Here is a 21,302-nt window from a genome sequence, read left to right as displayed (position 1 = left end):
CCTAAATGAAAAAGCCATGCCACCAGTAACCAACATAAAGCTCACCGATATAACTTTAGAGTATAACTCCTTTGTTGACAGCCAGGTGCTTACAGCCAAACAGCTGAATGATATTGTAGAGTTTTTTGAAGATCAGCAGCGCCTTACCCGTACCTGTTTAATTGGTGTTGGCCTGGTATGCGGCTTAAGTTTCAAAGGCGATGCCAACGGCATAACCATAGGCAAGGGCTGCGGCGTAACTACCGACGGCGATTTGCTTTACATGCCCGAAACAACCTATAAAAACTTCAGGGCCTATGATAATTCGCTGATCAAATACCCGCCGTTTTATCCCATGGGCACCGATGCCGCACAAATGGCTTTATGGGAGCTGGTAACACCCGATGATAAAGGCGCTTTCCCGGTTGATAGTTTTGCCTTCACCAATTTTAAATCAAAGGCTGGTAAGGAACTTACCGAAATGTACGGCCTGCTTTACCTGGAGTATTATTCTAAAGATCCGGATGCCTGTACGGCTATTGATTGCGACAATCAGGGCCGCAAGCAGGTAGCCAAACCCAAAGTGCTGCTTATTGCACAGGCAGATATGAACCAGATCATTGAGCAAACCGGTTCGGAGGTTATTTATGACGATATCTACAAAAAGTATTTCAATGCTTATAACGCGTACTTTGATGCCCCTGTGCTGGCGGCAAAACGGGTGTTTTTCAATAAGCAGACTACCGCTTCATCATCAGCGCTTACCGCTGCCTTTTCAAAAATTGCAAATGATGGTGCCGGTGGTTTATCAAGTGCTGTTCAAACGCTCTACAACACATTCAAATTCGCGCTCGATCCGCAATCTGTTTATCCTATTACCAGTATCGTTGCCAATATCAATACAACGCTGAGTAAAGCTACAGCCCCAATGCAGGCGCAATATCTGTATGATTTTTACAAAGATCTGTTAACCGGGTATAATGAATTGAGGGCTATACTTTCGGATATCATTTACCAGTGCTGCCCCAATATTTATGCTTTCCCCAAACATATTATGCTGGGTGCTTTAAATGTTACGCCTACGGCCAAGCCAACGCCATATCGCCATAAATTTTATGCCTCGCCGGCTATCAGCGCCAATAAAGATAAGCTGAACATTGCCATTAACCTGCTCGACAGGCTGAACGTTATGAGCAGCGGGTTTACGCTGCCTCCGAGCCCGGTGGTGAAAATAACACCATCTACAGATAACAGTAAACCTTTAGAGGCAAGGGCTATCCCTTTTTATTACGGCAAACCGGTCGACCTGGCTCAAAAGTGGAGTTATAACCGGTGGCTGCAGGGCACAGATAAGCTGATCCTTGGTTATAATGCCGGAGCTTATTCGCCCGCAAATGATATGGTGGTAAATCCGCTCGCCTATTCAATCGACTCCAATAATTTTTTCAGGATTGAAGGGCATATCGGCAAGAAATATACCGAGGCTATTGCGGCGGTTGATAAGATCAGGCAAGACAGTAACCTGCCATTTGATGTGGTTGCCATCCGTTTGGGGGATGTAAGCCTTAGTGATATTGATATCGATGATTATGCCTGCCAGTTTAATGATCTGGAGGCTACATTAAAAGCTTTCCAGGCAGAGCAGAATTGCCTTTATGGTGATGTAAGCAAGTTTTTTTCAAGCTTTAATACCAAAACAGGTTATTCGGTGGCGAATGAGATCCGGTATCAGGCGGCCCAGCAGAAACTGGAATTGGCCAATGAGGAAGAAGCAGCCACACCTAAAATGCGAATGGCTGCTGCCAAAACAGCGGATACCGGCGAAATACAGGCAACTGCACGTGAGCAGGTAAGCAGCGGATTTGCGATCAATAAAAGCACCGATAAATATGTGATGGACGGCGGCATCGACGCGGTTGACAATAATATCAATATTGCTCAAGGCAGTATAGGTTATTATGTAGATCAGATCCGCAGGCAGGGCGGGGCCATCAGTATTTCTGACTATGCAGATGCCGCAGGCAAAACTGTGGATACCTCTGCAACAGGTTCATATGAACAAGCTATTGCTGTGGATATCCCTGTGCGTATGATAGCCGGTACCCGTAACATAAGCCAGTGGCTACCCGACAGGCTGGTTGATATTGACGAAGATACCATTGATAATTTTACAGCCCGCCTGGATGACCTTTGCAATGAAGTAAAGTTGGCTGCTCAAAAAAGCCGCCAGATTTTTGCTAAAAGCGACTATGTACGAAAAGGGTATGAAGATGATTATGAATTACAGTTATGGCGCTTATCTGAAAATTGCTGTGCAGGTCAGGCGCTTGCCGTAATATTAAAGGAAATACAGGACCGCAAAACCAAGCTGCTGCAACAGCTTACCTTTTCGGCCTATGCCGCTAATCATACCGGGTTAGAACACCTGGCAGGTGTGCCGGCGGGTGGTACCTTTGTAATGGTTTATGCTACCGCGGTAGCTGCACCCAGTCCAACTACCCCTTCAGACAAATTTCCGCTCGAAGACAGGTTAAAGGCGCTTGAAAGCGAACAGCAGTTTGTAAAAGGTTTTGCAAGTGATAGCGACGTGATGGTTTATATCGCCAAAAATACCGAGTATGATGACATTGCCGATGCTGTAAAATATTATGAAAGACGGTCGAAACGTAAGTATACCCCGACAAATGAGGCCGAGATCATCAAGAAAACTCAGGCCTTAGCGCTCGAACTGGGAAAATCAAGAGCTGTAGCTGCAAACCCCGATGTGCCTGCCGATATAGTATTTGCCGATTTCTGCCTGCCGTATATGTGCTGTTCCGATTGTCCGCCGGTAGCATTCATTATGCCTAAGCCACAGGTAGGGCTCAGTTTGCCTAAGGCTGTAGCATGTTCGGATGAAGGCTTGCTGCAATTTAAAGTTAGTCCTGCTGATGGCGTTATCAAGGCTTCGGCTGGTTTTGAAACTACAGTAGTAACTAAAGACACAATAACCTATTTTGATACAACTAAAGTTAAAGACGGTGCATTTGGTCAGCAGATTAAATTTACGGTAAATGATCAGCCAACCGATTGCACTATTACCGTATTTAAACACCCGGCTGTTAAACCTGCGGCCAGCATAAGTGACACCACGCAGTTTGCCGTATTTATTCAGCTAACGGCTACAACCAATCAGGCAGCAGGGGATACATTTGCTTACACCTGGACTATGCCCGACGGACAGGTACATGCTAACCTTACCACACCGGATGATAACATTACCTTCCAATATGCTGATCTTCGTGCCAAATTCCCTGATGGTAAACTAACCTTCATCTTATCTGCCAATAACCATGATTGTACCGATTCTGAGCAGGTTACTATTACAGTAGAGATTCCTGAGGAACCTGTAGACCTGCAGTTAGCTGCCAGCGAAGTTTGTTCGGATGAGGGTAATATAAACTTCACTGCCGTACAACCCGCAACAGGGATTATCACCTCAAAAGTAGCGGGAAATGCAGTTAAATTATTGGGGAGCCAGTGGGTTGTTGATCCATCGAAAGGTCCTTATGATGTCAGCATCAACGACTTTATGGTGAACGGCAAATCGGTTCCTGCTTGTACGCTCATGATACATGAACATCCGCAGGCCTCTTTTGACTATAAAGTGTCTATGGATAATGAAAAAGGTGCTGCCACGGTTACTTTAACAAATAAAACACCTAATCCGGGCAGCTTTAAGTTTACATGGACATTTGACGATGGAACTACCAGTAATGAGGTAAACGCAGTAAAAGTGTTTGATATGCGCCAGTTTCCTCGCGGCCGTAATACAGTTATTACACTTACAGCAGTGAATGGTAAGTTTGAGAAGTGTCGTGCCGTGTTTACGCCTACGCCGCCTGTTGCTTTGCCTCCTATAACCACCACTCCGGTACTTACCCACTTGCCGCCGGAAACCACTACACCGGTAGTTACTAAAGTTCCGCCTGTGGTTACTACGCCGCCAACGGGTACTACTGTACCGCCGGTGATTACAGTTAGGGATACACCTGCGGTAACACCATCGGTAACACCAACACCAACGGTAGACCCATCTGCGATTAAAACGAGTACAACTGTAACACAGGCGGCTACACCGAAGACAGATCCGGCTGTAACTCCTGTGACACCCAAAATAGCTTCGAAGATTATCAAAAAAGATCCGGGTACTACAGATCCGGGCACTGTTAAATAATGTTGAGCTATGGCAGGAAGCACACATATCATCCATAAGCTTGTACTTGATATAGAAGTATCGCATCGAAGCACTGCCCAAAAGGTGCAGGACGAGGCCGTGCGGTACTTTGAACAGGTGCTGCTCAAAAAACTGGAGCAATTGCTGGATGATATGGATCTGCCTGCCCATGTTTTGATAGATAAGATTGATCTTGACCTGGGCTCGGGTAAACTGGAGGATGTATTTGAACAATTGCAGGCAAGCCTTGCTAAGGTGCTTGAGCCGGTTTTAAATCCTGCCGCATTACCCGTAGGTGATGAGCAAGATAACGAGATAAGCTATTCATTGCTTACTGAAGAGCAGCAGGCCTTTAATGTATTTGTTTATTTCCTTAACACGGGCAGGCTTCCTTGGTACGCAGTGGCTGCAACAGAATGGCTACAGCAGGAAAATGTTTGGTTGAATAAATTATCGGGGCAGTTGATCAATGATAACGTTTATCAATCAAAACTTATCAATCTTTTTAAGAGCTCACCTCTTGCGGCAGCCAGGTTATTCAGCCAGTTTGGTATGGCTTTTATTAAAAAGCTGGCAATGGTTTTACTTCAGGCCGAGACTTATGGATTTCAAAAAAAGGTCGACGCTGTTGTTGAAGAAATCAGGCGTTTGATAACTGGTGAATCAGCAACAAACATACACGCTAACATTAAAGAGGTTTTACCGGCGGAATTTAATAGCGACTCCGGGCGGCAGATCATTGAAAAGCTCTTGCTGATGATTTGCCTGCGGACAGGCCATAGTGAATTTGCTGGTGATAGTGCAATCCTGAAAAAGCTAACCGCTTTAATAACCGGAGAGTTAAAAGCTTCTGTTTCAATTTCTGCGATGAGCCTCATTCAAATAGCCGAAACAGTTATCCAATCAACAGAAAATAAATCGCTACAGCAAAGTAATAAGCCCATAATCACACCCGATAACACTCCGGAAACAAGCTTGAAAAAAGAAGAAGAAATTGCCGGAACTTATGTAGCCCAGGCCGGTTTGGTGATCCTGCACCCGTTTTTGGAGTATTTCTTTAAAGATTTTGGTTTGCTGCAGGATAACGATTTTGTTGATCTGCCCGCAAGGCAACTGGCCGTTCACCTGCTGCACTATTTAGGTACCGGTAATGTGAATGCCTTTGAATATGACCTTTATTTTGAGAAATTTTTATGCCGGTGGCCACTTGACGAGCCATTGGAACGTGAAGTTGAAATACCCCAACGCATGCTTGATGAAGGCGACAATATGCTCCGAACCGTGATAAAATACTGGAAAGCATTAAAAAATACATCGCCCGGCGGCTTGCGCGAGGCATTCTTAATTCGCAACGGGAAACTGATTGAAGCAGAACAGCCTGCCCGCCTTATTGTAGAGCGGATGGACCTGGATATCTTGCTTTCATCATTGCCATGGGGCATTGGCGTAGTTAAACTGCCCTGGATGAATGAACCTTTTTACGTGGAATGGCAATGAAGACACCGCAAAAGGCAGCACCTGCAAACACCAAACAAAACCAGCCCGCAAACAAGCAGGGGGCAGGGAAAGATCCTTTTTTCTCTGCCGCTCATGATGTTGAACAGGTGCAGGAAGCGCCCTTTTTTGAAGGGAATAAGGTTCAGCGTAAAATGACGGTGAATGAACCTGGCGATCATTTTGAACGGCAGGCCGACCAGGTGGCTGATAAAGTTGTTCAGCATATTAATCAGCCTAAAACTGCAGCTAACACTGCAACTGCTTCTACTACTGCAACTGCTCCTGCCACTGCCACTGCAACTAACTCCGCTGTGCAAAAGAAAGAAGATAAGAAGGAAGATAAACAGGAAAAAGAGCAGAACGGAGCTGATAAAGAATTACAGCGCCGCCCTGTTTTTGAAAGCGATGGCGACCCGAACGAGGGCAATACGCTAAAACGCAGCAGCCAGGCGGCCGCGCCGGATGTATCACCGCAAACCCAGCAAAAAATTGAAGGCAGCAAAGGCGGCGGCGAACCATTGCCTGCCAATACCCGCGAGGAAATGGAAGGAGCAATGGGCAGGGATTTGAGTGGGGTACGCATCCATAACAACAGTGAAGCCGCCGGTTTAAGTAACGACTTACAAGCACAGGCGTTTACCCACGGCAATGATATTTATTTCGGGGCGGGTAAATATGATCCGCAAAGCCAGGCCGGGCAGCACCTGCTGGCGCATGAAGTGGCACATACGGTACAACAGGGGAGTGGAGTAAAAAAGAAAATACAGCGTAAACCAACTAAGGGCGATGTATCGGGTAATGCAGGTCAGGTTGCTACCGCCGAAAATCCGATTGATACAACAGCATCAAAGGAATCGCTTTTTGTACCTAAAATAAACATACCAGGCTTAAAACTTGGCCTTATGCCTGGCTCAACAACTAATTATTCTTTCAAAAAAACTGAGAGGTCGGGCAAACACCTTGCCGATTGGAACGACGCTGCAACCAAAGGAGCTGGTTTTGAAACCGTTTTCAATAATAAAAAAACGGCCGAGATCCCCAAAGAGGCTAACGCCTCCAATTTTTTCATGACGCTTGAGTCGGAAAAAAAACTTACTAACCTGAAGCACCTTTTTACCGGCTCCATTACCCAGCTCAAGACTACTTTTGCACGCCCGTTTTGGAACGATAAAGGTCATGAAATAAATAATGGCTATGATGTTGATCACAAAGTTGAGTTACAATTAGGTGGAAAAGATGGCATCTCCAATCTTTGGATGCTTGAGGCCGCAGCAAACAGGTCGTCTGGTTCAAATATCAATACAGAGATCACCTCAAAAGTTGAAGCAGCATTGAATGCCATTACCACCATGCCCGACGGACAAACCAAGCCGGGTGCAGCCGAGGTAATGAGTAAATATACCATTACTGCCGGAACGCTTGACGGGAGCTTGCCTATTAGCGGCGGTAAAGAGGCCTGGGAGTTAAGTGAAATTGAGGCTGGCGACCATCTTAAAAAATTGGTATTTCTCTCAGATACAGATAAAGCGAGAGCAAAACTTATAGATAGCACTAATCTTTCCCTGATCACGAGCGAAAGATATGGAGCAACACAAAATATTAAATGGGCTCCTGAAGCGGGTAAAACAACCGAGAAAGATGTTAATGTTCAGGTAGGGCATATAAAGCGAAACGGTGCTAATCTGAAAATAAGAAAGATTTCTTATGAAGATAAAGACAACACCACGATACTCAGTGCGGGTTCAAAAGGATCTGCTACTATTGAGGTATTCATGGATAACGCGTTTGTGGCGGGGATATCCACAACACAACCAATAGAACCGGTGCCCGGTATATACGGCGGTAGGTTAAGTGGTGTAGCTGTAAAACAGGCTTTAAGTGCAGGGCTAAAGGCAAAGGGATTAAGCCCCATAACAATAACGGAGTTAGATATCGGTGAGTCTGGTTTGATAGGATTCGGCAAGATCAATACCGATGTTCCGATTATCGGAGGTTCCGCTATCGACATTATTTTTAATGAAGATGGTATCAAAATAAGTAAGGTATTTAATTCGGGAGAGATCAAGGTACCACCGCCTTTTAAAATCACCAATACTTCGCTTGAAGTATACGCAGCTACCTCAGGAATCGGCATAAAGGGAGAAGCTAATTTTGAAATAAAGAAGCTGGGTAAAGGTAAAGTTGGCGCTATGGCCAACACGTCGGGAGAGTTTGCGCTTGAGGGGTCTTTTGATTTTGACTCAAAAACCTTCAATCCGGCACAAATAAAAGCCTCCTATCGTAATGGAGAATTTAGCGCTTCGGGAGATATTGGCATTCCTGCCGGTAAAATAAAAGGTCTTAAATCGGCGCATATCAATATAAATTATGCCAACAACATATTTAATGCTTCCGGAACAGCCGAGCCTGATATCAAAGGCGTAAAAAGCGCCGAGATCCACGTTACTTATGGAAACGAAACATTGGTTATCGGCGGCAGCTTCGTTCTTGACGAAAATATGCCGGGCATCCAAAGCGGCAGCGGGAATGTTGAAGTTTACCCGGGGGCCGGATGAAATTTACCATGTAAAAGCCAATGGTAAGGCGATACCTAAAATACCGAAGATCAATACCGAGCTGTCAATCTCTTATGACGATGGCGCGCTGACCATTGAAGGCAAGGCATCTTACGTTGCTGACCGGGTATCAGGCGAAGTCACTGTTGGCGCAACCAATCGAGCTATTGCCGCTGATGGTACACCATCGGGCCCGGCAGGAGATAAGTTTACCGCCTATGGCTCGGGTAAGTTAACGCTTAAAGTTACCGATTGGCTGCAGGCATCAGCAAGTGTGAGGGTAACCCCAGCCGGCGAAATTGAAGTTGTTGGCCGTTTGGACCTGCCTTCGGCGGTTGATGTTTTTCCTAAAAAGAGCATCAATAAAGAGCTGTTCAAAGTACCAACCATCCAGATTCCAATATTCGCCATCCCGCTTGGCCCTAAGAGCATAGGTATCGTAGCCACTATTGATGGCGGCCTTGATTTTGACGCCGCAGTAGGCCCCGGCCAACTCAAAGACGTTTTTGGACAGATAGAATTTAATCCTTCACATCCCGAAAATACCCGGATCAGCGGTGGGGCAAAATTTGTGATCCCTGCACATGCCGGTTTAAAATTAAAAGCCGCGCTTGGTATTGGTTTGAGCATCGGGCCTGCCAGCGTTACCGGTGGTATTCAGATAGTGGGTGGATTAGGGTTGGAAGGTGAGGCAAGCGCGGCTGCCGACCTGGCCTGGTCGCCCACAACCGGGTTTGAGTTTAACGCTTTGGGTGAGATCGAGGTACACCCTAAGTTTACGTTTGATGTAAACGCATTTATTAAAGCCGAACTTGATCTTTTGGTCACCGATATTTCAAAAGAGTGGACTAAAAACCTGGCGTCATTTAGTTATGGCCCGGATCTGCAGGTTAAAGTTTCGCTGCCAATCCACTATAAAGATGGCGAACCGTTTGATGTGAAAACCGATGATATTAAAGTTACCTATCCTGAAATCAGCATTTCTGATATAGCAGGTGGTATAGCAGATAAAGTAAAAGAAGAAATGTTATGAGCAACCGAAGCCAACTAACCGAACTGATAAACCTTGGTGCTATACAGCAGCTTAACGGCAATTTTGAAGCTGCCGAGGCTTATTATGCAAAAGCTGCCGATTTAAATGAACCCAATGTTACCCTGCTCAATAACCGGGGAATGTTGTTTTACCAGCAAAATAAATTTGCCGAAGCGAAGCCGCTGTTTGAACGTGCTTTAGAAATTGACAGCCAAAACGCTCCGGCATGGCTTAATTTGGCTAATACCGAAGTTTTGCTGGGCCAGTATGATAAGGCTCTAAACGCTTTCAGGCAAACTATTAGGCTTAAGGCCGATCAGTTTGAAGCCTGGGAGGGCTTGGCAAAACTGTATATGCTATCGGCTGATATGGAAAGCGCCGAAACATGTTGGCTTAAAGCGGTGGAACTTAACCCCACAAGTTTAAATCTATTGATGGGACTGGCGCAGGTTTACCTTTCAACCGGCAGGTATGATGAAGCTTTTGAAATGGCCGATTATGTATTATCCGAAAACCCGCAGAACAGCAGGGCTTTGCAAACTGCAGGTCTGTCGCAATTAATGATAAAAAACTATGCATTGGCTACAGGGTACCTGATCAGGTATTTAATGTTGTTCCCTGCCGATATTGCCGTGCGTAACCACCTGGCGGTTGCGTATTTGCAAAGCGGCCAGTTAAATGAAGGGGCGGCAGAATACGAGCGGATCCTGGAATATGACCCCGAAAACGAGGAGATAAGGCTAAATACAGGAGTGCTTTGCCTTGGGCTTAACCGTTTTGACGCCGCGTTTGCACACCTGGAACTATTGCTTGAACAACATCCCGAAAACAAAAAAGGAAAACTATACCTGGGCATAGCGTTAGCTAATTTAAATAAGAGAGATAAGGCAAAGATGATTTTTGAAGACCTGCTGCATGATGCCGGCGAATGGGGCGCTCATGCCAAAAAGCAATTGGATCTGTTAAACAATTTAAACTAAACCTCCTATGAAATACATCCAAAATACACGCCAGCCGCTTAGTCAGAAACAGGCGGATAAAGCCGAGAAACCGTTTTTTAATGGCAGCCGCGAAAAAAGCAAGCAGGATAGTGATGCCTTTTTCCAGGCGAGGAAGATTGACGGCAACCAGGACAGTGCCCTTGAACAGGAGGCCGATGCGGTAGCACATAAGGTGACTATGGCACAGCAGGCCACTGCTAATTCATCGCAGCGAATGGGACAAATGAGCGTTCAGAAAAAAGGAGCTGATGAGGAAAAGGATGCTAAAGGAACCCAAAAGAAAGAGCAGAAGGATGAGAAAGAAGAGGGTAAGCCGCAGAAAAAAGACGAAAAGAAAGAAGAAGAGAAACCAACTCAAAAGAAAGAAGAAGATAAAAAAGATAAAGAGCCGCAGAAAAAGGAGGAGGATAAAAAGGATAAGGAAGGCGTTCAGAAAAAAGAGGAAGAGAAAAAGGACAAAGAACCGCAAAAGAAGGAAGAAGACAAGAAAGACAAGGAGCCGCAAAAAAAAGGCGAAGAAGATAAAAAGGACGAAGGCAAGCCCCAGAAAAAAGAAAAAGGCGAAGAAAAAGACGATAAGGCCGCTGCCCAAAAAAAGGAAGAAAAAGGTGGCAGTGTGGAAAAAACCGAAGGCAGGCCCGAACCCCCGGAAGCAAAGTTTGACAGGTTGCTGAACGAGAGCAAAGGCGGAGGTAGTCCCTTACCTGCCAAAGTACGTACGCAATTGGAGCATCAGATGAACGCCAATTTTGAACAGGTGAAAATCCACACCGGGCAGCAGGCTGTTGAGCTATGCAACCTTTCAAAAGCACAGGCGTTTACGCATGGTAACGATATTTATTTTAACGCAGCCAAATTTGACCCTGAAAGCACAGCCGGTATGAACCTGTTGGCGCACGAATTAACCCATGTTGTACAGCAAAACGGCCCGCGTAAATAAAATGGATACTAATATTAAACAGTTAAGAGCGCTGATGCAGTATACGGCTGGTTGTATTGAAGCCAGGTTGCAAACTGTATTTGGTAACGACGCAACTTATTTGCCTCCGCTGCTGCCCCAGTTGGAGCGAAATGGCAGTGTGCTCGAAAAATTAATTGACGATCATGGCTTGAACAGCAATGAGGTTATTATACTAATGATGGCCCTGGTACCTCATTTACAGGTTGAGTTTTTTGATGAAATTATTCAGCCTTACATGCGTGAATCGGGCGATTTTCAGCAGATTGGTGGTGTTAGGAGTCGTAACGGGCGCAGTTTTTTACCGACCGGCCAAACAGCGGTTTTTGTTTTGGCAGGCGATGATATTGAAAAAAGGTTGGAGATAGCGGAGCTTTTCCATCATCACGGTAATTTGGCAAAGCAGCATATTTTACATCTGGAGGACGTGCCTGAAGGAGAGCCCGCCTTATCCGGAAGGTTGGTGTTGCAGCCCGAATATGTTGAACTTCTGGTCAGCGGTACCGAATCTATTCCCAAACTAAGTATGAACTTTCCGGCACAACACCTGGAAACTACCTATAACTGGGATGACCTTGTACTCAACGATACCACCCGCAGGCAAATTGCCGAGCTGGAAAACTGGGTGAATTACCAGCAGGTATTAATGACCGACTGGGGCATGGAACGGAAACTGAAACCAGGCTATCGGGCATTATTTCACGGCCCGCCGGGAACGGGCAAAACGCTCACTGCATCTCTGCTCGGTAAGTATACAGGCAAGCCCGTTTTCAGGATCGATCTGTCAATGATCGTATCCAAGTTTATAGGCGAAACAGAAAAGAATCTCTCCAAGCTATTTGAAAAGGCCGATAATAAAAACTGGATCCTGTTTTTTGACGAAGCCGATGCGCTTTTTGGCAAACGGACTAACGTTAAAGATGCACACGATAAATATGCCAACCAGGAAGCATCGTACCTGCTGCAGCGTGTGGAGCAGCATAATGGCCTGGTAATACTGGCAACTAATTTTAAAAATAACATTGATGAGGCCTTTATGCGCCGGTTTCAGTCGGTTATTAACTTCCCGCTGCCTAATGCTGATGAACGCTTTACTATCTGGCAAAAATCATTTCCGCCTAAAGCCAACCTCAACGGGCACATTAACCTTGAGCAGATCTCGCGTAAATATGAGCTCAGTGGTTCCGGGATCTTGAATGTAGTACAATTTGCCTGCCTGCAAATGCTGGCCCGCAAGGAAAGCCGCATAACCTCTGAACTAATATTGGAAGGTATTGAAAGAGAGTATACTAAAGAGAACCGGGTTTGGTAGGAACCTCCGGGATATAAATCCGAAATTTCCCTGCTATCTATAATCTGTACAATCGAATCCATGATCTGTACATTGACTGGTTGAGCAGGCTTCGGGATTTTTATGCCGGTCCGGATCCTGATTATCTCGGCAATAAAGAAAATTTAGCTTTCTGCTTATTGATGACGTTTGCATAAAATTGAATAAATTTAGCAAATCATCGCCTATCACTATTCCGTGACTTTCACAGGAGATGACTTCGTTATGGTTTTGTCGGTAATTATCTCTGGGGCAATAAAATACTAAGTATATGTTTAAATATATAGCGACATGTTTTATTGCTTTAATTTTTGCCCCAAGCGTTTCCGGGCAAAAAAAGATGGACATTGCTACCATTAAACTAAAGCTTGATAACCAAAAAAACAAAGCCGACACCAATACTATTAAGCTGCAAATACAATTAGGTAGCTATTATCTCAACAAGCAAGGCGACCACAAAGAGGTGTTGGATAGCGGCATCACCGCTTTCAATAAAGCCATACAAATGAGTGTTGCCATCCATTCGGCAAAGTGGCTTAACGAAGCTATGATGCTTAAAGGGGCGGCGTATCTCAAGCAGCACAACCTGAAGCAGGGTAAAGCTGTTTTTATGGAAGTAGTTGGTTATTACCATAAAACAGGTGATCAGTACCAGGAAGGTAAAACCCTGGCCCGCTTAGGCGATAATATATCTATAGACGATACAGTTGCCATTCCTGATAAAATAAATAGTTATGAGCAGGCCCGGGCCTTATTTCAGCAAACGGGCCATAAACTGGATGAGGCTGATATGAACAAAAACATAGCCGACATCCATCTTAGCCAAAAGAAACTTGATCTGGCCGAAACCGAACTGCGCCAGGTGCTGGCCCAATACAAAGCAATAGGTTACAAAAAACTTCATTATACCTATCATTCCCTTGCCGAGATAAGCAAACAAAAGGTTGATCTGCATAACGAGCTTTTATATCGCCACGAGGTAATAAAAAGTATGAACGCCACGGCTGATACGGCTTTGGCCGATTTTTATTACGCTAAACTTGCATTGGTGTATGCCGACCTGGATAAGTACGACCAAAGCCTTATTTACATCCTTAAATCGGCCGAGATATTAAAGCATAGAAAACAGTACGAGGATTTTTATGGGTACCTGAGCCTCATTATTTATGATTTCATAACAGCTAAAAGGCCTAAAGAAGCACTGGCATACTTGAAACAGGCGGTAAAAGATGTACCGCCGAAGATCCTGGCGCAAAAGGTTGATATGTATGAGGCATTTGGTAATATCTACGTTGCCCTGAAAGATTACCCGGAAGCCGAGCAATACTATCTGAAAATGATGGAAGTATATAAGGTTACTAACTTTAGTAAAGACTTTTATACCACCAACGAGCAAATGGTTACTGATTTTGTTCATTACAACGAAACCATGGCCGGCTTTTACCTGCTTATTCAACAATATAAAAAGGCTGGCATTTATACAAAACAGATCTTGTCACTGCCATCTAATACCATCAGGCCTATCACACTCACCAAGATCCATCGCATGCAGTTTCGGGTCGATTCTGCATCGGGCAACTATGTAGCTGCAATAGAACATTTCGAGATCCATAAACGCCTTGATGACTCGTTGTTTAATGCCATCAAAAACAAGCAGATAGAGGAGCTTGATATCAGATATAGGACTAATGAAAACAAGCAGTCGATAAGGTTTTTACAGGAACAGAGTAAGAATCAAAAAGCCGAACTGCAAAAGGTAAACATGCAGCGTAACATTACTTTTGGCGGCGTGGCCATGCTTATCATTATAGCTGGTTTGGCATTTAACGGTTACCGGCACAAGCAAAGGAGCAATCAGCAATTACAGTTAAAACAAACGGAAATTAATAATCAGAACCTATCGTTGCAAATTCTGCTTAACGAAAAGGATGGTCTGTTAGATGAAAAGGACTGGCTGTTAAAGGAAGTGCATCACCGGGTAAAAAACAACCTGCAAATTGTAATGAGCCTGCTTAATACGCAATCGGCATTTTTGAAGAACAACGCGGCGCTTGCCGCAATCCGGGAAAGTCAAAACCGGGTACAGGCTATAGCGCTTATTCATCAAAAGCTGTACAGTAATTCGGATGTGGCTTATATCGATATGTCGGTTTATATTAATGAGCTGATCAATTACCTTGCCGATTGTTATGATCCTGGCGGCAGGGGAATTCGTTTTGAGCAAATGATACAGCCCGTTAAGCTTGATGTTGCCCAGGCCGTACCCGTAGGCCTGATACTAAACGAGGCCATTACAAACGCCATAAAATATGCCTTCCCTGCGCAGCGGGGCGAAATAAAAGTGGCCTTACAGCTGGCCGAAGAAACCATTATACTCACCATAGCCGATAATGGAATAGGCTTACCTGTTGATTTTGACATCCAAAAAGCAAGCTCATTGGGAATGGAAATGATGAAAGCGTTAAGCAAACAACTGGGCGGTTATTTTAAAATAGAAAATTACGGCGGCGCGATAATTACCGTGGAATTCAGGGCCGAGAAGATGTTAAGTAATATTGAACGAAAAACTTTTGCAGCTAATTAAAATATGAACAAAAAGATATTAATAGTTGAGGATGAGTCGCTGGTGGCGTATGATCTGAAATTAATATTAACCCGTGCCGGTTATAAAGTTTGCGGCATTGCCGATTCTGTACCCGAAGCACTCGAGATCATTGAGGAGCAAAAACCTGAAATGGTATTGCTTGATATATTTTTAAAGGGCAGCCTGAATGGTATCGACCTTGCCAAGGTGCTTACTTCAAAAAATATAGCATTTGTATACCTGTCGGCTAATTTTCAGGAAAGTATTCTGGAACGGGCAAAGGCTACGCAACCCTATGGTTTTTTGGTAAAGCCATTCCGCGAAAAAGAACTACTGATAACCCTTGACGTGGCATTTTATCGCCATCAAAACAGTATTGAATCCAAATTGCGCCAGGAGCAGGCCCTGGAACAGGTATTTAAAAATATTGTTGCCGAACCGATAAACTGGAAACAAAAATTGCTGAAAATAGCAATGAGTATCCAGCCGCATGTACCGTTTGATTATTTAACTGTTACCATGAAAAATGGTGCGGGTTTTCCTGACAACGCTATTTCATTTTTGCGTACAGGATTTGATGAATACCAGGTTATAGGCCCGGATGAATTGGTAAACATCACAAAAACAAATAAAAAACAACTTAACCAGATGCAGGATGACAGTCCGCGGATAACCAAGGCTGATTTTTATAATGCCGGCAATTTTGTTAAGATTTGGCCGCAGTTTCCCGTTAAAAAGCTTATTGCCCAGGTTTTTAATATGCAATCGTTTTTAGGATTGCCTTTGCTTTCGTCTGGTGGGGATGTTATTCATTTTTCGTTTTACAGCCGCAAAACCGATTGTTATACCAATGATCATTTGATCTTGTTAGATCGGCTGCACAGATCATTACTGACCACGGTGGAGGCGATCATCCCATTTGATGCGCCTGAGCCGTCACCACCCAGAGTTGATAGATTAGGCCAAAATCAATTGAGTGAAAAAAACAAAGCAGCAGGCTTTAAAGATATTATCGGTAAAAGCCATCAGATGCTCACCGTACTTGATCACATTGGTATAGTGGCTCCGCTTGATACATCGGTATTGGTTTTAGGCGAAAGCGGTACCGGTAAGGAGCAGATAGCCAAGAGTATCCACTATCTGTCGCCCCGTAAAAACAAGCCTTTGGTAGTGGTAAACTGTGCCTCCATGCCGGCTACCCTGATTGAGTCCGAACTGTTCGGGCACGAAAAAGGTGCTTTCACCGGGGCTGTGGAAAAACGTACGGGCAAATTTGAACTGGCCGATGGCGGTACTATTTTCCTGGATGAGATAGGCGAAATGCCGGCCGAGCTACAGGTGAAGCTGTTACGCGTATTACAGGAGCAGGAAATTGAACGCATTGGCGGCAGGGGCCCGGTGAAGATCAACGTACGCATAGTTGCGGCTACTAACCGCAACCTTGAAAAAGAAGTTGAAGAAGGCCGCTTCAGGCTCGACTTATATTACAGGCTGTTTGTGTTCCCAATCATCATTCCACCTTTAAGGGAACGTAAAGATGATATTCCGGTATTGGCTAATCATTTCCTGGCACGATACGCGCAAAAGATCGGTAAAGCGGTAACGGGGATCTCAGCAAACGTAATGGCCCAACTGCTTGAATACCACTGGCCGGGCAACGTGCGCGAGCTGGAACATTTTATTGAACGCAGTATCCTGTTAACGGATGGCCCGGTAATAAAAGATGCTTACCTGCCCAAGCTGCAGGGAAAAAAGGAAAGCCCTGCCTTTGCCGATATAGCAACCGACAGATTGAAAACCATTGATGAACACGCCCGCGACCATATTTTGGAGGTTTTGAAACGGTGCAATGGTAAAATAAGCGGCAAGGACGGGGCCGCATCTAAATTAGGTTTGCCGCCATCAACCCTGCATTCAAAAATGCAAAAGCTGGGGATCAAAAAGTGGGAGTAGGGCTGCTATATTTTATAGTAACTTATTGATTTCAAGCTTGTTTTGATTGGTGCAGACTTAAAGCAAACTTTCTCGCCGGGAGACTGCTTTGAGAGGTAACCCTGTCTCTTATTTAATTTATTGATTATTAAGCATATGTGTTATATTTTTGCGATTTCTGTTAACTCTGTTACCCCCCCGCTGGCCATTAACTTAAGGGATTGAAGTGTGAAGAAATGGGCGATTCCCCGCCTTAGAGGGGAGAGGGGTGTGTTTCTGCTTTGATAAATCTACCGCAGAAACACACCCCTGCTGCCGCTTAAGAGATTGTAAAGTTTTTGACCGATCAGTCATTTAATTTACACACCTCTTTAATAATATCGGCCTGCTTTCAATACTTTATCATTTTGATAATTTATATATCCCAAAATGATAGGAAGGCGGTGGCTGCTCATGGCCGCTTTGGTGCAGTGTGCGTATTTTAAGGGCTTTTATTAGCTTTTGGCATATGTTTAGTTTGTTGCCGGCTTTTATCATTAAGTTAAAAAGTCATGGCAGCATTTTATATTATACTTAAAATTACCGCTTTAATAGCAGTCATCATTGTTTCAATTACCGGCCCTAAAAAGAAAAAAGGAACCCCAAAAACTGAAATGAGTGGATTGGCAGTAAATGCCGATGGCTACCTTGAGCATTTCAAAAACAGCCCTGAATACCATCAGCCGGTTCAATAATTATCGAAATATCTTGTTTTGAAAATAGAAGCCTTTCATTTTGATAGGCTTTTTTTATGCCCTAACTACCCGCCAAAGATTAAAATCTTCATTTACACGGCTTAAACCTATAAATGGTACAAGCGTGCCACAACGGGCATTCTTTTGGCATTGGGGTATGTACAGTTATTCAACAAATCCGTGCTGATAGCTGAAATAAACATATAAAATGGAAGATGAACGAATTATTGTAAGGCCGGCTATTCCGGCCGATGTAGTGTTCGCCGACGAAATTATCAGGGAAATGGAAAGTTCGGCCATAGCAAGAGGCTCGGGTATTTCCAAAAGATCGGCCGCCTCAGTAATAGAAAAAATCGATACTGGCAAAGCTATAATGGCCGTAACTGAAAATGGCGAATGGGTAGGTTTCTCCTACATCGAAACCTGGGACGATGGGAAATTTGTATCCAACAGCGGGCTCATCGTATCACCGCAACGCCGTAACCAGGGTGTGGCGTCTGAAATTAAGAACCGTATTTTTAACCTTTCGCGCAGTAAATACCCAACCGCCAAAATATTCAGTATCACATCTGGTTTGGCCATCATGAAAATGAATACCCGTCTTGGCTTTGAGCCCGTAACCTATGCCGAAGTAGCAGGTGAACCTCGTTTTTGGGATGCCTGCAAAAGCTGTGTAAACTACGATGTGCTGCAAAGTAAAAATCGCTGCAATTGCCTGTGTACGGCCATGTTATTCGACCCCCAACTAAACTAATCAGTTATGATAAAAACATTGAATGAGCAGCCCGTCACCTCTCTGGTGGGGCATATCATGCCTTTAAACCCGCATTTTTTTAGCGAATCAGTTGTGCTGCTGCAGCACATGATCAGAATATCGTCGTTTAGCGGCGATGAATGTGCGGTTGCCGATACTATACAACAGCATTTGCTTGGGTATTCGGTAAAGGTGAAACGGCAGGGAAACAATATCTGGTGCTTTAATAAATACTACGATGAAACTAAAGCGACAATATTGCTTAACTCTCATATGGATACGGTTGTGCCAAACGAAGCTTACACAAAAGACCCGTTTTGTCCGGAAATAAGCGAAGGGAAACTTTATGGCCTGGGGAGTAATGATGCGGGTGGTTGTGTGGTATCGTTAATTGCTGCTTTCCTGCATTTTTATTGCTATCAGGGCCTGGGTTTTAATTTATGCCTCGCCATTACTGCTGAAGAGGAGAACTCCGGCGAAAATGGCATTAAATCAATCCTGCCCCTGCTGGGCAATTGCGAGCTGGCTATAGTTGGTGAGCCTACTTTATTGCAGATGGCCATTGCCGAAAAAGGCAATTTGGTTATTGATTGCGTAAGCAATGGCCGCCCCGGTCACGCCGCGCGCGAAGAGGGCGATAATGCCATTCACAAATGCCTGCGTGATCTGGAATGGTTTAGCCTTTACCAGTTTCCGCAACAATTAAAAGGTATTGCACCCGTAAAAATGACGGTAACCACGATTAAGGCAGGTTCGCAACATAACATTGTGCCCGGCCGCTGCGAGTTCACTGTTGATATCAGGCATGACGATTCATTTTCACAGCATGAAATTGTTGATATCATCAAACGTAATGTATCCTGCCAGGTAAGTCCACGCGCCGGTTCATTAGCCGCGTCATCGGTATCTCCTGAGCATCCTATAGTTAAAACGGGAATAGCTGTTGGCTGCAAAACTTATATCTCGCCTACCACATCTGATCAGGCCTGGTTATCCATCCCTTCGGTAAAGATTGGTCCCGGTGATTCGGCCCGCTCACATTCGGCCGATGAATTTATTTACCTCGAAGAGATCAAGAAGGGGATCAGCTTATATGTGAGGTTGCTGGAAACACTACCGCTGATGCTCATCAATAATCCAAACAAATACAAAAATGAAATCAGGCATATTAATAATTGATGACGAAGTTAAGCTGAGCGAACTGATGGCCCGGATCCTGGTGCTGGAAGGTTATCACGTAATTCAGGCACCAAATGCCAAAGCTGGTCTGCGGATCATTGAGCGCCAGGATGTGAGGGTGGTGCTGAGCGATGTGAAACTGCCCGATGCCAATGGCGTTGAACTGGTGCAGCGCATCAAACAAATAAAGCCCTACATCGAAATCATCAACCTAACGGCCTTTGGTACCATCAGCGACGGGGTGCTGGCTATTAAAAACGGAGCCTTTGATTATATAACCAAAGGCGATGATAACGATAGGATCATTCCGCTGGTAAGTAAAGCGCTTGATAAAGCCAACCTGCAATATCACATTAACGAGCTGCAAAATGAGGTTGAAGCCCAACATGGTTTCCCTATAGTGTTAGGGCAATCGCCGGCGATACTGGAGGCGGTTGAACTGGCAAAAAAAGTAGCCTGCACTGATGCCACCGTTTTGCTTTTAGGCGAAACCGGCACAGGCAAGGAAGTATTTGCCGAAGCCATCCATTATGAAAGCCTGCGTAAAGACAAGCCTTTTGTTGCCGTTAACTGCAGTGCTTTTAGCAAAGAGTTATTGGAAAGTGAATTGTTTGGTTACAAGGCCGGGGCATTTACCGGTGCGCTCAAAGACAAGAAAGGCTTGTTTGAAGAAGCCAATGGTGGTACTATTTTCCTGGATGAACTTGGCGAAATGAGCCATGACCTACAGGCCAAACTGTTGCGGGTATTAGAAAACGGTACTTTCATTAAAATAGGCGAAACCCGAACCATTAAAGTGAACGTACGTCTCATTGCAGCCACCAATCGCGATTTGCAAAAGGAATCGGAAGACGGGCACTTCAGACTCGATCTGTTTTATCGCCTTTCCGGCTTTTCTATAGTACTGCCGCCCCTGCGGGATAGGATAGGTGATATTGAGGTGCTGGCACGGCACTTTATCAAACTGTATTCGGCCAAAGTTAAGAAAAAGCAGCCTGATGTGGACGAGAACTTTTTTAAACTGCTCAACCAGCATAAGTGGAACGGCAATATCCGCGAACTTAAAAATGTAATTGAGCGGGTTATCATCCTGATGGACGAACCTATACTCACTCCTAAGCTACTCCCCAACGAATTTCATAACGGTGGTTATTATGACCTTGTAGCACTTGATTTGGATAGCGTAGAACGCCACCACATCCGCAGGGTCCTGAAATATGTGAAAGGCAATAAATCAGAAGCTGCAAGGGTGCTTGGAATTGGTTTAGCCACCCTGTACCGTAAAATTGAAGAGTATCATATTATTATGAATTGATTAACAAAGAGAGGATGTCATGCTGAGTTTATCGAAGCATAGTGGGCAGGCCTCTGCCCACGACCCTTCGACAAGCTCAGGGTGACAGGACCCACTAGTTTGATATTACACTTCAGAGACTACGAACTCTTATCTAATCACCATGAGAAAACCGCCTTCTCAAAATGAAACAGAACATTCAACTATCCCCAACCAAAATATAAAACAAAAACTAATAAAGAGCTGATAATCAAAT

Annotated in this window: 13 protein-coding genes; all 13 read left to right on the top strand. The window is 44.6% G+C overall.

From position 1 onward, the window contains the following. The first annotated feature begins 16 nt into the window (after positions 1-16). The 13 genes from ABID99_RS15835 (at position 17) to ABID99_RS15775 (ending at position 21,067) form a co-directional block, all read left to right on the top strand. The gene (locus ABID99_RS15835; protein WP_373614306.1) at positions 17-4,195 is read left to right on the top strand and encodes a hypothetical protein; all 4,179 of its coding nucleotides are present in this window, start codon (positions 17-19) and stop codon (positions 4,193-4,195) included. A 9-nt stretch (positions 4,196-4,204) separates the two neighbouring features. Then, positions 4,205-5,692, top strand: coding sequence for a contractile injection system tape measure protein (locus tag ABID99_RS15830; protein ID WP_373614305.1), 1,488 nt, complete (start codon positions 4,205-4,207; stop codon positions 5,690-5,692). Further along, positions 5,689-8,247 (top strand): DUF4157 domain-containing protein, encoded by a 2,559-nt coding sequence (locus tag ABID99_RS15825; RefSeq protein ID WP_373614304.1) that lies wholly within the window; start codon positions 5,689-5,691, stop codon positions 8,245-8,247. The genes ABID99_RS15830 and ABID99_RS15825 overlap by 4 nt, the downstream gene beginning before the upstream one ends. Next, positions 8,219-9,280 carry a hypothetical protein gene (locus ABID99_RS15820; protein ID WP_373614303.1) on the top strand — a complete coding sequence of 354 codons (1,062 nt, stop codon included), beginning with the start codon at positions 8,219-8,221 and terminating at the stop codon, positions 9,278-9,280. The genes ABID99_RS15825 and ABID99_RS15820 overlap by 29 nt, the downstream gene beginning before the upstream one ends. Further along, on the top strand, positions 9,277-10,260 hold the full coding sequence (locus ABID99_RS15815) for a tetratricopeptide repeat protein (RefSeq protein WP_373614302.1): 984 nt from the start codon (positions 9,277-9,279) through the stop codon (positions 10,258-10,260). Before ABID99_RS15820 ends, ABID99_RS15815 begins: the two co-directional genes overlap by 4 nt. A gap of 7 nt (positions 10,261-10,267) precedes the next feature. Beyond that, positions 10,268-11,221 (top strand): DUF4157 domain-containing protein, encoded by a 954-nt coding sequence (locus ABID99_RS15810; RefSeq protein WP_373614301.1) that lies wholly within the window; start codon positions 10,268-10,270, stop codon positions 11,219-11,221. Then, positions 11,190-12,551 (top strand): ATP-binding protein, encoded by a 1,362-nt coding sequence (locus ABID99_RS15805; RefSeq protein WP_373614300.1) that lies wholly within the window; start codon positions 11,190-11,192, stop codon positions 12,549-12,551. The genes ABID99_RS15810 and ABID99_RS15805 overlap by 32 nt, the downstream gene beginning before the upstream one ends. A gap of 289 nt (positions 12,552-12,840) precedes the next feature. Beyond that, positions 12,841-15,153, top strand: a complete 2,313-nt coding sequence (locus ABID99_RS15800) for a histidine kinase dimerization/phosphoacceptor domain -containing protein (protein ID WP_373614299.1) — start codon at positions 12,841-12,843, stop codon at positions 15,151-15,153. A 3-nt stretch (positions 15,154-15,156) separates the two neighbouring features. After that, complete coding sequence (locus ABID99_RS15795; protein ID WP_373614298.1) at positions 15,157-17,106, top strand: sigma 54-interacting transcriptional regulator; 1,950 nt, start codon at positions 15,157-15,159, stop codon at positions 17,104-17,106. A 530-nt stretch (positions 17,107-17,636) separates the two neighbouring features. Next, positions 17,637-17,819: a hypothetical protein gene (locus ABID99_RS15790; RefSeq protein ID WP_373614297.1), complete on the top strand. Its 183-nt coding sequence runs from the start codon at positions 17,637-17,639 to the stop codon at positions 17,817-17,819. A gap of 208 nt (positions 17,820-18,027) precedes the next feature. Continuing rightward, positions 18,028-18,573 (top strand): N-acetyltransferase, encoded by a 546-nt coding sequence (locus ABID99_RS15785; protein WP_090524217.1) that lies wholly within the window; start codon positions 18,028-18,030, stop codon positions 18,571-18,573. A gap of 6 nt (positions 18,574-18,579) precedes the next feature. Beyond that, the gene (locus ABID99_RS15780; RefSeq protein WP_373614295.1) at positions 18,580-19,752 is read left to right on the top strand and encodes a M20/M25/M40 family metallo-hydrolase; all 1,173 of its coding nucleotides are present in this window, start codon (positions 18,580-18,582) and stop codon (positions 19,750-19,752) included. Next, a complete protein-coding gene (locus tag ABID99_RS15775; protein WP_373614294.1) occupies positions 19,727-21,067 on the top strand; it encodes a sigma-54-dependent transcriptional regulator in 1,341 nt (446 codons plus the stop codon). Before ABID99_RS15780 ends, ABID99_RS15775 begins: the two co-directional genes overlap by 26 nt. Positions 21,068-21,302: the final 235 nt, after the last annotated feature.

This window comes from Mucilaginibacter sp. OAE612, assembly GCF_041806395.1.
Classification (GTDB): domain Bacteria; phylum Bacteroidota; class Bacteroidia; order Sphingobacteriales; family Sphingobacteriaceae; genus Mucilaginibacter; species Mucilaginibacter rubeus.
Note: the sequence above shows the minus strand (reverse complement) of the source record. Positions and strands in the feature narration are given on the sequence as shown.